The organism is Psychrobacter sp. TAE2020 (genome assembly GCF_018919485.1).
Taxonomy (GTDB): domain Bacteria; phylum Pseudomonadota; class Gammaproteobacteria; order Pseudomonadales; family Moraxellaceae; genus Psychrobacter.
In genome coordinates this window covers 1,387,265-1,400,007 of the sequence record NZ_JAHLMU010000001.1, presented here as the reverse complement: position 1 = coordinate 1,400,007, position 12,743 = coordinate 1,387,265, and the positions used below count along the sequence as shown (strand labels likewise).

The 12,743-nt window shown below is 41.8% G+C and carries 24 protein-coding genes; 23 read left to right on the top strand and 1 reads right to left on the bottom strand.

What is annotated here, in order from left to right; genetic code table 11:
• The 23 genes from rpsS to rplQ all read left to right on the top strand — a co-directional run bounded on the left by rpsS (position 1) and on the right by rplQ (position 11,435).
• Complete coding sequence (gene rpsS / locus KPY62_RS05660; protein ID WP_201623006.1) at positions 1–276, top strand: 30S ribosomal protein S19; 276 nt, start codon at positions 1–3, stop codon at positions 274–276.
• 10 nt (positions 277–286) lie between these two features.
• Positions 287–616, top strand: coding sequence for a 50S ribosomal protein L22 (gene rplV / locus KPY62_RS05655; protein WP_192523466.1), 330 nt, complete (start codon positions 287–289; stop codon positions 614–616).
• 3 nt (positions 617–619) lie between these two features.
• A complete protein-coding gene (gene rpsC / locus KPY62_RS05650; RefSeq protein WP_201623007.1) occupies positions 620–1,345 on the top strand; it encodes a 30S ribosomal protein S3 in 726 nt (241 codons plus the stop codon).
• Between the two features lie 3 nt (positions 1,346–1,348).
• Positions 1,349–1,762, top strand: coding sequence for a 50S ribosomal protein L16 (gene rplP / locus KPY62_RS05645; RefSeq protein ID WP_201623008.1), 414 nt, complete (start codon positions 1,349–1,351; stop codon positions 1,760–1,762).
• Positions 1,762–1,959 (top strand): 50S ribosomal protein L29, encoded by a 198-nt coding sequence (rpmC, locus tag KPY62_RS05640; RefSeq protein WP_216581163.1) that lies wholly within the window; start codon positions 1,762–1,764, stop codon positions 1,957–1,959. The genes rplP and rpmC overlap by 1 nt, the downstream gene beginning before the upstream one ends.
• On the top strand, positions 1,956–2,231 hold the full coding sequence (gene rpsQ, locus KPY62_RS05635; RefSeq protein ID WP_201623010.1) for a 30S ribosomal protein S17: 276 nt from the start codon (positions 1,956–1,958) through the stop codon (positions 2,229–2,231). The genes rpmC and rpsQ overlap by 4 nt, the downstream gene beginning before the upstream one ends.
• Before the next feature lie 182 nt (positions 2,232–2,413).
• Complete coding sequence (gene rplN, locus KPY62_RS05630; RefSeq protein ID WP_201572055.1) at positions 2,414–2,782, top strand: 50S ribosomal protein L14; 369 nt, start codon at positions 2,414–2,416, stop codon at positions 2,780–2,782.
• Between the two features lie 8 nt (positions 2,783–2,790).
• A complete protein-coding gene (rplX, locus tag KPY62_RS05625; protein ID WP_201623011.1) occupies positions 2,791–3,108 on the top strand; it encodes a 50S ribosomal protein L24 in 318 nt (105 codons plus the stop codon).
• Positions 3,109–3,129: 21 nt separating this feature from the next.
• Positions 3,130–3,666, top strand: coding sequence for a 50S ribosomal protein L5 (gene rplE, locus KPY62_RS05620; protein WP_201623012.1), 537 nt, complete (start codon positions 3,130–3,132; stop codon positions 3,664–3,666).
• Between the two features lie 12 nt (positions 3,667–3,678).
• Positions 3,679–3,984, top strand: a complete 306-nt coding sequence (rpsN, locus tag KPY62_RS05615) for a 30S ribosomal protein S14 (protein ID WP_201623013.1) — start codon at positions 3,679–3,681, stop codon at positions 3,982–3,984.
• Between the two features lie 11 nt (positions 3,985–3,995).
• On the top strand, positions 3,996–4,394 hold the full coding sequence (rpsH, locus tag KPY62_RS05610) for a 30S ribosomal protein S8 (RefSeq protein ID WP_201623014.1): 399 nt from the start codon (positions 3,996–3,998) through the stop codon (positions 4,392–4,394).
• 259 nt (positions 4,395–4,653) lie between these two features.
• The gene (rplF, locus tag KPY62_RS05605) at positions 4,654–5,187 is read left to right on the top strand and encodes a 50S ribosomal protein L6 (RefSeq protein WP_201623015.1); all 534 of its coding nucleotides are present in this window, start codon (positions 4,654–4,656) and stop codon (positions 5,185–5,187) included.
• A gap of 11 nt (positions 5,188–5,198) precedes the next feature.
• Entirely contained in the window at positions 5,199–5,549 is a 351-nt protein-coding gene (gene rplR / locus KPY62_RS05600; RefSeq protein ID WP_201623016.1) for a 50S ribosomal protein L18, read from the top strand.
• Positions 5,550–5,551: 2 nt separating this feature from the next.
• The gene (gene rpsE / locus KPY62_RS05595) at positions 5,552–6,067 is read left to right on the top strand and encodes a 30S ribosomal protein S5 (protein ID WP_057758716.1); all 516 of its coding nucleotides are present in this window, start codon (positions 5,552–5,554) and stop codon (positions 6,065–6,067) included.
• A 20-nt stretch (positions 6,068–6,087) separates the two neighbouring features.
• Positions 6,088–6,267, top strand: coding sequence for a 50S ribosomal protein L30 (gene rpmD / locus KPY62_RS05590; protein WP_201623017.1), 180 nt, complete (start codon positions 6,088–6,090; stop codon positions 6,265–6,267).
• Positions 6,267–6,707, top strand: coding sequence for a 50S ribosomal protein L15 (gene rplO / locus KPY62_RS05585; RefSeq protein WP_201623018.1), 441 nt, complete (start codon positions 6,267–6,269; stop codon positions 6,705–6,707). Before rpmD ends, rplO begins: the two co-directional genes overlap by 1 nt.
• 88 nt (positions 6,708–6,795) lie before the next feature.
• On the top strand, positions 6,796–8,058 hold the full coding sequence (secY, locus tag KPY62_RS05580) for a preprotein translocase subunit SecY (RefSeq protein ID WP_228730737.1): 1,263 nt from the start codon (positions 6,796–6,798) through the stop codon (positions 8,056–8,058).
• Between the two features lie 71 nt (positions 8,059–8,129).
• The gene (gene rpmJ, locus KPY62_RS05575) at positions 8,130–8,246 is read left to right on the top strand and encodes a 50S ribosomal protein L36 (RefSeq protein ID WP_025644371.1); all 117 of its coding nucleotides are present in this window, start codon (positions 8,130–8,132) and stop codon (positions 8,244–8,246) included.
• Between the two features lie 257 nt (positions 8,247–8,503).
• Positions 8,504–8,860, top strand: coding sequence for a 30S ribosomal protein S13 (rpsM, locus tag KPY62_RS05570; RefSeq protein ID WP_201623020.1), 357 nt, complete (start codon positions 8,504–8,506; stop codon positions 8,858–8,860).
• 20 nt (positions 8,861–8,880) lie between these two features.
• Entirely contained in the window at positions 8,881–9,270 is a 390-nt protein-coding gene (gene rpsK / locus KPY62_RS05565) for a 30S ribosomal protein S11 (RefSeq protein WP_201623021.1), read from the top strand.
• Positions 9,271–9,318: 48 nt separating this feature from the next.
• The gene (rpsD, locus tag KPY62_RS05560) at positions 9,319–9,960 is read left to right on the top strand and encodes a 30S ribosomal protein S4 (RefSeq protein WP_201623022.1); all 642 of its coding nucleotides are present in this window, start codon (positions 9,319–9,321) and stop codon (positions 9,958–9,960) included.
• 88 nt (positions 9,961–10,048) lie between these two features.
• Positions 10,049–11,056: a DNA-directed RNA polymerase subunit alpha gene (locus KPY62_RS05555; RefSeq protein WP_216581161.1), complete on the top strand. Its 1,008-nt coding sequence runs from the start codon at positions 10,049–10,051 to the stop codon at positions 11,054–11,056.
• Positions 11,057–11,075: 19 nt separating this feature from the next.
• Positions 11,076–11,435 carry a 50S ribosomal protein L17 gene (gene rplQ / locus KPY62_RS05550; protein WP_201623024.1) on the top strand — a complete coding sequence of 120 codons (360 nt, stop codon included), beginning with the start codon at positions 11,076–11,078 and terminating at the stop codon, positions 11,433–11,435.
• A gap of 143 nt (positions 11,436–11,578) precedes the next feature.
• Here the strand turns inward: rplQ and KPY62_RS05545 are convergent, their stop codons facing one another.
• The gene (locus KPY62_RS05545; protein ID WP_201623025.1) at positions 11,579–12,199 is read right to left on the bottom strand and encodes an L-threonylcarbamoyladenylate synthase; all 621 of its coding nucleotides are present in this window, start codon (positions 12,197–12,199) and stop codon (positions 11,579–11,581) included.
• Positions 12,200–12,743 lie beyond the last annotated feature (544 nt).

The window sequence follows — 12,743 nt, the reverse complement described above, 5'->3', positions numbered from 1 at the left end:
ATGCCTCGTTCATTGAAAAAAGGTCCATTCATTGATGCGCATTTGTTTGCCAAGGTTGAAACTGCTATTGCAGCCAACTCACGCAAACCGATCAAAACTTGGTCGCGCCGCTCGATGATTCTGCCACAAATGGTTGGCCTAACTTTATCTGTTCACAACGGTCGTACTCATGTACCCGTTATTATAAGCGAACAGATGGTTGGTCATAAACTAGGTGAATTTGCTCCGACTCGTACGTATCGTGGTCATGGCATTGACAGAAAAGCTAAGAAATAAGGTGCTTACCATGGAAGTAACTGCAAAATTACGCGGTGCCGCCATCTCGGCACAAAAAGTTAGACTCGTTGCTGATGAAGTTCGTGGCAAATCTATTGAACGTGCTTTGGATATCCTAACGTATAGCAATAAAAAAGGCGCTGTGTTTGTTAAGAAATGTCTTAACTCAGCCATCGCCAATGCTGAACACAATGACGGATTAGATATTGATACCCTTAAGGTATCTACTATCTACGTCGATGAAGGCATTACGCTAAAACGTATCCTACCACGTGCGAAAGGTCGCGCTGATCGTATCAGCAAGCGTACCTGTCACATCACTATAAAGGTAGGGGAATAAGTTATGGGACAAAAAGTACATCCAATCGGAATCCGTCTTGGTGTTGTAAAAAAGCATAACGCAAACTGGTATGCTAGCCCTAAACAATACTCAGAATACCTAATTAACGACATTCAAGTTCGTGATTATCTACGCAAAAAACTAGATAACGCTATGATCAGCAACATCATGATCGAGCGTCCTACTGGTGCTGCTAAGATTACCATCGCCACTGCGCGCCCTGGTATTGTTATCGGTAAAAAAGGCGAAGATATTGAGAGACTTCAGAAAGAATTGACCAAAATTATGGGCGTACCAGCTCAGGTCAATATTGAAGAAATCACCTCACCTGATCTAGATGCCCGTTTAGTAGCTGAAGGTATTGCAAGTCAGCTTGAGCGTCGTGTTATGTTCCGTCGTGCTATGAAGCGTGCGGTACAGAATAGCATGCGTTCTGGTGCTAAAGGTATCAAAGTTGAGTTGTCTGGCCGTCTAGGCGGTGCTGAGATTGCTCGTACTGAATGGTATCGTGAAGGTCGTGTACCTTTACATACTCTTCGCGCTGATATTGACTATGCGTCAGTACGTGCAGAAACTACTTACGGCACTATCGGTGTAAAAGTTTGGATTTTCCGTGGCGAAATCCTTGACGGTATGAACAGTGTTTATAATCCCGTTAAAGAAGAGCAGACTCGCGCGCCAAAACGCCGTGGTCGTGGTGGAAACCGTCGAAACTCAGACAGAGGTTAAACTATGTTACAGCCAAAACGTACCAAGTTTCGTAAAATGCATAAAGGTCGTAACACTGGGCTTGCTCATCGTGGAAGCACCGTTGCATTCGGACAAATTGGTCTAAAATCTTTGACTCGCGGTCGTATGACTGCCCGTCAAATTGAAGCAGCACGTCGTACCATTACTCGTAAGATTAAACGTGGTGGTAAAATTTGGATTCGTGTATTCCCTGACAAACCTATTACCAAAAAGCCATTAGAAGTACGTATGGGTAAAGGTAAAGGTCCTGTAGAATATTGGGTATGCGAAGTCAAACCTGGTAAAGTGCTATATGAAATCGAAGGGGTTTCAGAAGAACTTGCTCGCGAAGCTTTAACGCTTGCCGCAGCAAAACTGCCCTTTAAAACTACCATTGTTAAGCGGACGATAATGTAATGAAGATCAGTGAATTACGTGATAAATCATTAGAAGAACTGACTCAGTTACTTGATGAAAAGCAACTTGATGCTTTCCGTATTCGTATGGCTAAAGCAACAGGTCAGTTGGGGAATACCCATGAAGTTCGTGGCAATCGTCGCACGATTGCTCAGCTTCAGACTTTGATTAACCAGAAACAACGAGGCGACTCATGAGCGATAACAATCAACCAGCTACCAATGCTAGCTTATTGACCGGACGAGTTGTGAGCGACAAGATGGACAAGTCCATCACTGTTTTGATTGAGCGTCTTGTGCGTCATCCTTTGTATGGCAAGCAACTTCGTCGTTCGACTAAAATTAAAGCTCATGATGAAAACAACGTTTGCCAGCAAGGCGACCTTGTACGTATTAAAGAAACGCGTCCAATCTCAAAAACTAAAGCATGGACTTTAGTAGAAGTGATTGAAACAGTAGAAAAAATCTAAGTAAATTGCATTAAAAGCCAGAAGCTGTTAAAATAGCCGCCTTTTTAAGGATGCTGATTGCGCCTAGCGTGTATCACTAGCATTGAGAGTAAGGTGCGGTTATTTATATTAAAATGCCGTCAACTCATACTGTGCTAGCGGCAGCAACTGGTTTTTATTGCTCATACGTGTGGAGTAACGCTATGATTCAGGTTGAGTCAATGCTGGAAGTTGCAGACAATAGCGGTGCAAGACGAGTTCAGTGCATTAAAGTACTGGGTGGTTCTCATCGTCGTTATGCATCAGTCGGCGATATCATCAAAGTAACGGTTAAAGAAGCCATTCCTCGCGGTCGTGTTAAAAAAGGCGACGTGATGAATGCGGTAGTTGTACGTACCAAAAAAGGCGTTCGTCGCCCAGATGGTTCGGTCATTCGTTTTGACGACAATGCTGCGGTATTGTTGAACCAAAACAAAGCACCGATTGCAACTCGTATTTTTGGACCGGTAACTCGTGAACTACGTGGTGATCAGTTTATGAAAATTGTATCCCTAGCACCAGAAGTATTGTGAGGTAACCCATGGCTAAATTACGAAAAGGCGATACAGTCGTTGTGATTGCTGGTAAAGACAAAGGCAAGCAAGGTACTGTTCAAGCTGTTAAAAACGATCGTATTAAAGTTGAAGGCATTAACATTGTCACTAAACATCAGAAGCCAAATCAGGCAACTGGCGTTGAAGGCGGCATTCTTAAGCAAGAAGCTTTTCTACATATTTCAAATGTCGCAATCTTAAATGCGCAAACCCAAAAAGCAGACCGTATTTCTTACCAAACTGGCGAAGACGGCGTTAAAAACCGTGTTTACCGTTCAAATGGTGAAGTTGTGGCGACTGCGTAAGACACTAAGGGTGTAATGGTAATGGCAAGATTAAAAGTTTTATATAATAATGAACTAAAGCAAAAGATCAAAGAAGAACTTGCTTTAGAAAACGTGATGCAGGTGCCTAAAATCACCAAAATCACATTAAACATGGGTGTAGGTGGCGCGTCTCAAGACAAGAAATTGCTTGAAGGTGCTGTTGCTGATATGACTGTAATTGCTGGTCAAAAACCTGTAGTCACCAAAGCGCGTAAATCAATCGCTGGCTTCAAGATTCGTGAAGAATGGCCAATTGGTTGTAAAGTAACGCTACGCGGTGAGCAAATGTACGAATTTTTAGATCGTCTCATTGCCGTTGCAATTCCTCGTGTTCGTGACTTTCGTGGTTTTTCACCTAAAGCCTTTGATGGACGTGGTAACTATTCACTGGGTATCAAAGAGCAAATCGTATTCCCAGAAGTAGATTTTGACAAGATTGATCGTATCCGCGGTATGGATATTACAATCACTACGTCAGCTACTACTGATGATGAAGGTCGTGCGCTGCTTAAAGCATTCGGCTTCCCATTTAAATAAGGTAAAGACGTTATGGCAAAGAAGAGCATGATTAACCGCGAATTAAAGCGCGAAAAAATGGTTGCAAAGTATGCTGAAAAGCGTATCAAGCTAAAAGAAACTATCGGTGATATGAATGCAAGTGACGAAGAGCGTATGGACGCGATGTTAGAGCTTCAAGCTTTACCACGCAACTCATCGCCAGTACGTCTGCGCAATCGTTGTGCTATCACAGGTCGTCCTCATGGTTACTTCCGCAAGTTTGGCTTATCACGCAATATGCTGCGTGAACGTGTCATGCAAGGTGATGTACCTGGTGTTCGTAAAGCAAGCTGGTAAGGAGTAATTACATGAGTATGCAAGATACTGTTGGGGATATGCTAACCCGTATTCGTAACGCACAAATGGCCAATAAAGTTTCTGTAGCTATGCCAAGCTCAAAGCTACGTAAATCAATCGCTGACCTATTGGTTAACGAAGGTTATGTAGCCAGTGCTGTTGTAAAAGCTGAAGACAACAACAAAGCAACGCTAACTATTGAACTAAAATACTTCGAAGGCAAAGCTGTCATCGAAACTATCCAACGTTTTAGCCGTCCTGGTTTACGCCAGCATCGCGGTAAAGACGCTATCCCTACTGTTAAGCAAGGTATGGGTGTTGCTATCGTATCTACTAGTAAAGGCATCATGAGTGATCGTGCTGCACGCGCTGCAGGTATCGGTGGTGAAGTTGTTGCATTTGTAGCGTAAGCTGCACCACGACAAAGTCTATTTGTATTTTATTAGGTTTATGGTTTATTTAAACAATATCTCATAAACCTGATATCTATATTAATTATAGCTATCAGACCTCAGATAAATTATAGAATAATAATTCTATTAAATTGATGGGTGTATAATAGAATCGATTATGCTAAACTAGCACGCTTTTTAGCCTGTTAGTTTTTTCGCTATTTATTTTGCTAATAGTTTGCTAACAGAAGATATTAATTTTTTAAGGAATATTCCTATGTCTCGTGTGGCTAAAGCCCCAGTAATACTGCCTAATGGCGTAAGTGTTACTTTGAACGATCGGCAGGTCGAAGTGAAAGGCAAGAACGGTACTTTGTCTTTACGCCTGCACGAATTGGTCGAGCTGAAACAGGAAGATGATGCTATCATTCTCTCACCTACAGTCGATTCAAAAGAAGCCATGATGCACACTGGCACCATCCGCGCTATCCTTAACAACCATGTTAAAGGTGTAACTGAAGGCTTTGAAAAACGCCTACAGTTGATCGGTGTTGGTTATCGTGCTCAAGCTAATGGCGATAAAATAACCTTAAACGTCGGTTATTCACATCCAGTAGAATATACATTGCCTGAAAGCGTGTCAGCTGAAACCCCAACGCAAACTGAAATTGTTTTGAAATCGAACAATAAACAGCAGCTTGGTCAAGCAGCGGCTAATATCCGCGGTTTCCGCCCACCAGAGCCTTATAAAGGTAAAGGTATTCGTTATAGTGACGAGCATGTGATTCGCAAAGAAGCCAAGAAAAAATAAGGTGAGTTGAAATGTTTGATAAAAAAGCAGCTCGTCTGCGTCGAGCTAAGAAAACCCGCGCGCATATCCGTTTTTTAGGTGTTAATCGCCTAACGGTTAATCGCACGCCAAAGCATATCTATGCCCAAATTATCTCTCCTAACGGTGGTGAAGTGATTGCACAGGCATCTACATTAGACGGCAGTTTACGCTCAGGCGCAACTGGTAACGTTGATGCAGCTACGTCTGTAGGCCAAATGATCGCAGAACGCGCAAAAGCAGCTGGTATCACTAAAGTTGCGTTTGACCGTAGTGGTTTTAAATATCATGGTCGAGTTAAAGCTTTAGCTGAAGCCGCTCGCGCAAACGGATTGGAGTTTTAATCATGGCTAGAAATGATAAAAATGATAAGAATGAGCAGACTGACGGTTTAGTAGAACGCTTAGTTACCGTTGATCGCGTTGCGAAAGTAGTTAAAGGTGGTCGTATCTTCTCTTTTACTGCGTTAACCGTAGTAGGCGATGGTAATGGTCGCGTTGGTTTCGGTCGCGGTAAAGCCCGTGAAGTACCAGCTGCTATTCAAAAAGCTCTAGAAGCTGCCAAACGTAATATGATTACTGTTGAGCTTAATGATGCAACTTTGCATCATCCGATCAAAGCACGTCATGGTGCAAGTAAAGTCTATATGCAACCTGCATCTGAAGGTACTGGCGTTATCGCTGGTGGCGCAATGCGTGCTGTATTAGAAGTTGCTGGCGTCAAAGATGTTTTGACTAAATGTTATGGTTCTACCAATACTGCTAACGTAGTTCGCGCTACATTTAACGGTTTACGTGATATGTCAACTCCAGAAAAGATGGCAGCAAAACGTGGTAAATCTGTAGACGAAATTTTGGGCTAACTTAGACTAGGTGAGTTACGATGAAAACAATGAAAGTCACTCAAGTAAAATCAGGTGCCCATCGCCTCAAGAGCCACAAAGCTAGCTTGAAAGGATTGGGTTTACGCCGCATTAATCATACTGTTGAAGTAGAAGATACTCCTTCAACCCGTGGTATGGTCAATCGCGTTAACTACATGGTAAAAGTGGAGGAAGCGTAATGGGTCTTAGATTAAATGAATTATCACCAGGTGTTGGCGCCAAGAAAACTGCCCAACGTCGTGGTCGTGGTATCGGTTCAGGCTTAGGCAAAACTGGTGGCCGTGGTGTAAAAGGTCAGAAGTCACGCTCAGGTTCTGGTATCCGTAGAGGATTTGAAGGTGGCCAAATGCCATTATTCCGTCGTCTACCTAAATTCGGTTTTACCAGTAAAATGGCAATGACAACTGCTGAAGTTCGTCTGTCTGAATTGAATAAAGTTGAAGGCGATATCGTTAACGTTGCTACTCTTAAAACGGCTAACATTATTCGTCATGATATGAAGCGTGCACGTATTATCTTGTCTGGTGATGTCACTAAAGCTTATACCTTCCAAGGTGTAAAAGTGACTAAAGGCGCCAAGCAAGCAATCGAAGCTGCTGGTGGTAGCATCGAGGAGTAGTAACGTGTCAAAACAATCAGTGTCATCGTCTGGCATTCCGCTAAATCCTTTTGCTTTTATACGTAAGTATGATGAGCTTTGGTCACGCATGTTGTTTTTGATCGGCGCATTGATTGTTTATCGTTTAGGGTCACATATTCCTGTACCTGGCATTAATCCGGTGAATTTAGCCGATTTGTTCTCACGCAATGAAAACACTATCTTGAGCATGTTTAACATGTTTTCAGGTGGTGCGCTGGAAAGAATGTCAATTATGGCGCTTGGTATCATGCCATATATTTCAGCATCTATCATTGTACAGATGATGTCAGCTGTACTACCTTCGCTTGAAGCCATCAAAAAAGAGGGTGAAGCGGGTAGACGCAAGCTTAACAAGTACACCCGTCAAGGGACACTTGCATTGGCTTTAGTACAGTCATTAGGAATGTGTGCTGGTCTGATTAGTCAGAACCTGACTTTATCCAGCGGCCTTACCTTCTATATTCCTGCAGTAACTTCGTTAGTTGCAGGGGCGATGTTCTTAATGTGGCTTGGTGAGCAGATTACAGAGCGTGGCGTAGGTAATGGCATCTCAATGCTAATCTTTGCTAGCATTGTGGCTGGTACGCCAGGCATGATTTCGCAATCTATCGAACAAGTCAATCAGGGTCAAATGAACCTGATTGTACTCTTTATCTTTGTGGTACTAGGTGTCGCGGTTACTGCGGGTATCGTCTATATTGAACGTGCCCAGCGTCGTGTGCCTGTAAACTATGCGCAAAAGCAGCAGCAAGGTCGCAAAATATATGCTCAACAGCAGTCACATTTGCCGTTGAAAATTAATATGGCAGGGGTTATTCCAGCTATTTTTGCTAGTTCTTTGTTATTGTTTCCAGCTAGTTTAGGGCAGTGGGTTGGTCAATCAACTGATCCTACCTTTGTACAGAAGATATTGCAAAATATGGCTTTGGTATTGTCTCCGGGACAACCGCTCTATTTAGTTCTGTTCGGTGCGATGATTATTTTCTTTTGCTACTTCTATACGGCATTAGTCTTTAGTCCACGCGAAGTTGCTGAGAACCTTAAACGTAGTGGTGCGTATATCCCTGGCATTCGCCCCGGACAACAAACTCAGCGTTATCTTGATCATGTATTAAACCGGTTGACCTTTATTGGCGCGATGTATATGACGGCCATTTGTTTAATGCCAATGCTAGTTCAATCAGGATTTGGTGTGCCGTTTCAACTCGGTGGTACGTCGCTACTAATTATGGTGGTTGTGGTAATGGACTTCATCTCCCAAATTCAAGCGCATTTGATGACCCATCAATATAATGATCAGACGTTAATTCAGTCGCCAACTCAGCCTTAATAGTTATTAGTAACTTTTGTTATTAGTAATCTAACGATGGATGAGTAGGATGATATCTCAAGGAGCATGCAATGAAAGTTCAAGCATCAGTTAAAAAGATTTGTGGTAGCTGCAAGATTGTACGCCGTAAAGGCCGTGTACACGTTATATGTACAGCAGAACCTCGCCACAAGCAACGTCAAGGCTAGTCAATGGATAGAATAAGGTATTTTACCTAAGCTATTAATTGAATTAATACTTGAAAAACAATGGCGGATGCGATATCATCCGCCACTTGCCGTAGTTCTTACTCATATTTTATTATATTAACAATTATTAGTTTCGCTAAGCGAGTTACTTTAATAGTCAAGATAATAGGGTCATGAGTACTAACAGCAATAAATCTGAAAAACAATACACTATTTATTATGAATAAATTTTGTTTTTCTTCAATGGAGAGAAAGCAATGGCTCGTATTGCCGGTGTTAACATTCCGGATAATAAGCATGCTGTTATTTCACTAACTTACATCTTTGGTGTAGGTCGTACCACTGCTCAGAAAATCTTAGAGGCAGTCGGTATTGATACTACTACTAAAATCAGTCAGTTAGATGATACGCAGTTAGATGCTATCCGTGCACAGATTGCAAACTACATGACCGAAGGTGATCTTCGTCGTGAAGTGTCAATGAACATTAAGCGTTTGGTTGATTTAGGCTGTTATCGTGGCATTCGTCATCGTCGTAACTTGCCTGTAAATGGTCAACGTACGAAAACGAATGCGCGTACTCGTAAGGGTCCACGTAGAGCAATCAAAAGATAATTAACTTAGGAAGCTAAAAGATGGCAAAAGACACTCGCAGTCGCAAAAAGGTGACTCGTCGTTCGGTATCGGAGGGCATAGCCCACATCCATGCGTCTTTTAATAACACCATTGTTACGATTACCGATCGTCAAGGTAATGCATTGGCTTGGGCCACTTCAGGTGGACAAGGCTTCCGTGGTTCACGTAAATCTACACCATTTGCAGCGCAGGTTGCAGCTGAGGTCGCTGGTAAAGCGGCTCAAGAATATGGTGTTAAGAATGTCGATGTTTTGGTCAAAGGACCAGGACCGGGTCGTGAGTCTGCGGTAAGAGCACTAGGTGCATTGGGTTATAAAATTAATAGCATCTCTGATGTAACCCCAATCCCACACAATGGTTGCCGTGCGCCGAAAAAGCGCCGCGTCTAATATTTAAGACGAAGCTTTTTATAACAAAAGCTTATAGGAGACATAAAGATGGCCCGCTATATTGGACCAAAACTGAAATTATCACGTCGTGAAGGCACGGATCTAGGTCTTAAGTCTGGCGTAAAGCCCTACGACGTAAAAACGAAAAAAGCTGGTCGTCCACCAGGTCAACATGGCGTTAGCCGTAATAAGACCTCGGAATATGCACTACAGTTACGCGAAAAACAAAAAGTTAAGCGTATCTACGGTGTATTAGAACGTCAGTTTGCTAACTATTATAAAGAAGCTGCTCGCAAACGTGGTGCTACTGGTGAGAACCTACTAGCTATGCTTGAGAGTCGTTTAGACAATGTGGTTTATCGCATGGGCTTTGGCTCAACTCGCGCTGAAGCACGTCAGCTAGTTAGCCATCGTTCTATCATGGTAAAAAAAGCCGGCCGTGATGAGTTTGTTCGTGTGAACATTCCATCAATTCAGCTGCAAGATGGTGATGTCATCGCTGTCCAAGAGAAATCTCGCGAACAACTACGTATTCAGAATGCTATCGAATTAGCTTCACAACGTGGTATTCCAGAATGGCTAGATGTTGATAACAGCAAGCTTCAAGGTACATTTAAACATGCACCTGATCGCATTGATTTACCAGCTGAAATCAACGAAAGCTTGATCGTTGAGCTATACTCTAAGTAACTGAAATTATGATTGACGTTATCACTTATGTGGGTAACGTCAACTTAATGAAGTTGATTAAACCAGTTAAATAAATCGAGGTGACATCATGATGCTAAATGCAACTGAGTTTCTAACACCAAATGCCATTAACGTGGATACGGTTAATGAAACGATTGCGAAAGTCACGCTCGAACCGTTAGAACGCGGCTTTGGGCATACCTTAGGGAATGCCTTACGTCGTATCTTGTTATCTTCATTACCTGGTGCCGCAGTCATCGAAGCTGAGATTGATGGTGTTGACCATGAATACTCTACGCTCGAAGGTTTGCAAGAAGATGTGCTTGATTTGCTTTTGAACTTAAAAGGCTTAGCAATCACTCTTCATGACCAAAATGAAGTATTTTTGACCTTAGACAAACAAGGTCCAGGCATTATTACTGCCGCAGACATCGCTTTGCCGCATAATGTGGACATTATCAATCCAGAATTGGTATTGGGAACATTAAGCGCTCGCGGTCATCTAAAGATGCGTTTGCGTGTGGTTATGGGTCGTGGATATGAGCCAGCAAATCAGCGCCGTGAAGATGGTGACACTAAAGCAATTGGCCGCTTGAAGCTTGATGCAAGCTTTAGCCCAGTGTTACGTGTTGCTTATCAGGTTGAGAACGCACGTGTAGAACAGCGTACCGATCTTGATCGTCTTATCGTCGAACTTGAAACTAACGGCACTATCGATCCAGAAGAAGCAATTCGTAAAGCTGCTACTATTTTACAACAACAGATTTCTATCTTTGTTGACCTAGAAGCTGAAGAAGCGCCTGAGCCTGTGAAAGAAAAAGAAGAGGTTGACCCAGTGCTATTACGCCCTGTGGATGACCTTGAACTAACGGTTCGCTCAGCCAACTGCTTAAAAGCTGAAAACATTTACTATATCGGTGATTTGGTACAGCGTTCAGAGACTGAACTACTAAAAACCCCAAATCTTGGTAAGAAATCATTAACCGAAATCAAGGACGTACTAGCGTCTAAAGATTTAGAGCTCGGTATGCGCCTAGATAACTGGCCACCCGCTGACTTACGTGTTGATGATCGCTTCTCTTATCGTAGCCGTTAAACTTTAAGGATTTTTGACTATGCGCCATCGTAAGAGTGGAGTCAAGCTGGGTCGTACCGGCAGTCATCGTAAAGCAATGTTCCAGAACATGACAAACTCATTATTTGAGCATGAACTGATCAAAACTACATTGCCAAAAGCTAAAGAATTACGCCGTGTTGCTGAGCCATTGATCACTATGGCTAAAGAAGATAGCGTTGCTAACCGTCGTTTGGCTTTTAGCCGTATGCGTAGCAAAGCTATGGTTGGCAAACTATTTGGCACCTTGGGTCCTCGTTATCAAACGCGTCCAGGCGGATATTTACGTATTGTAAAATGCGGTTTCCGTGATGGTGACAATGCACCTATGGCTTATGTAGAGCTAGTTGATCGTGACTAATTCTATAAGCTAAATGCAATATTAATAGTATCTTTGTTATAAAAAAAGCCCCAATTTATTGGAGCTTTTTTTTTGGCTAAAATTTATGGTTTTTATTAGCAATTCCCTCTAAGGCTAACCACAATGCCTTAATTGGCAAATAGTTAGAGCATTAATGCGCTGACGTCAGCGGCACCTTGCCTAATGATTGCCACTTCACCACTAGTCATATCTACAATAGTAGTCAATTTAGTGGTTTTTATACCCACATTGATTAGACCGTCTATCTGATTGCCTAGCAACTCTTCGATGTCATAGGGATCATCGAGTACACCATCGTGAGTAGGTAATATCAGTGAGCTAGTTAAGATAGGCTCATCCATTGCCGCTAATATTGCCTGAGCAATAGCATTACTTGGTACCCGAATACCAATGGTTTTTTTCTTAGTATGGGCCAGTTTTTTGGGAACATCTTTAGTGGCATTTAAAATAAAAGTAATGGGAGCTGGTGTATGTGCTTTTAGCTGCTTGAATTGGGTGTTATCTACTGCTGCATAGTTAGCAATTTCACTTAAATCACGACATAACAAAGTGAATTGATGCTTATCATCTAATTCACGAATTTGCTTAAGCTTCTCTAGCGCATCTTTTGCCCCTAAACGGCAGCCAAAAGCATAGCTAGTATCAGTAGGGTAAATGATCAACTTATCATTGCGTAGCATCTCAGCTACTTGTTCAATGAGGCGTTGCTGTGGGTCTTCTGGGTGAATATAGAATGTTTGCATAATGAAACCTTATTTTATAGTTATCAATAATTTCAATGATATCTTATTCTTGGTAAATATAAAGTGCTTGATTCTAAGTTAATTATAGCTATAAACGCTTATATCATATACAGATATTCGATTAATGATACTACCAAAGCGTTAAGTAAGTTATACCTAATAGATTTTATCTTCAGGTATTAATTGGTTTGCATTGAATAACTAATTTTAATTAGCAAAGCTTTACAGTCCTTATGGTTTTAATAGTAATAGTTCAGCATTAAGTAGCAAATTCCACGGTTTATCAAGGTGATAAAGTAGTTATTAATAATTATAAGTAGCCATCACTCTTATATTAGGCTGCTTTTGCTATTTGTAGACTATTCTTATAGTTCTACGGCTAAAATTATTGCAATAGAACTTAGAGACCAGCTTTTCCTAGGCTAATCTCAATGCCTATATCGTAAATGACCATTACAAGGTAATAGCGTAAACTCTCAATTATTATCTAAGATAAGAATACAAAGTGAAACCTTGTTAGAATTGATAAGATTTTATTTAATAC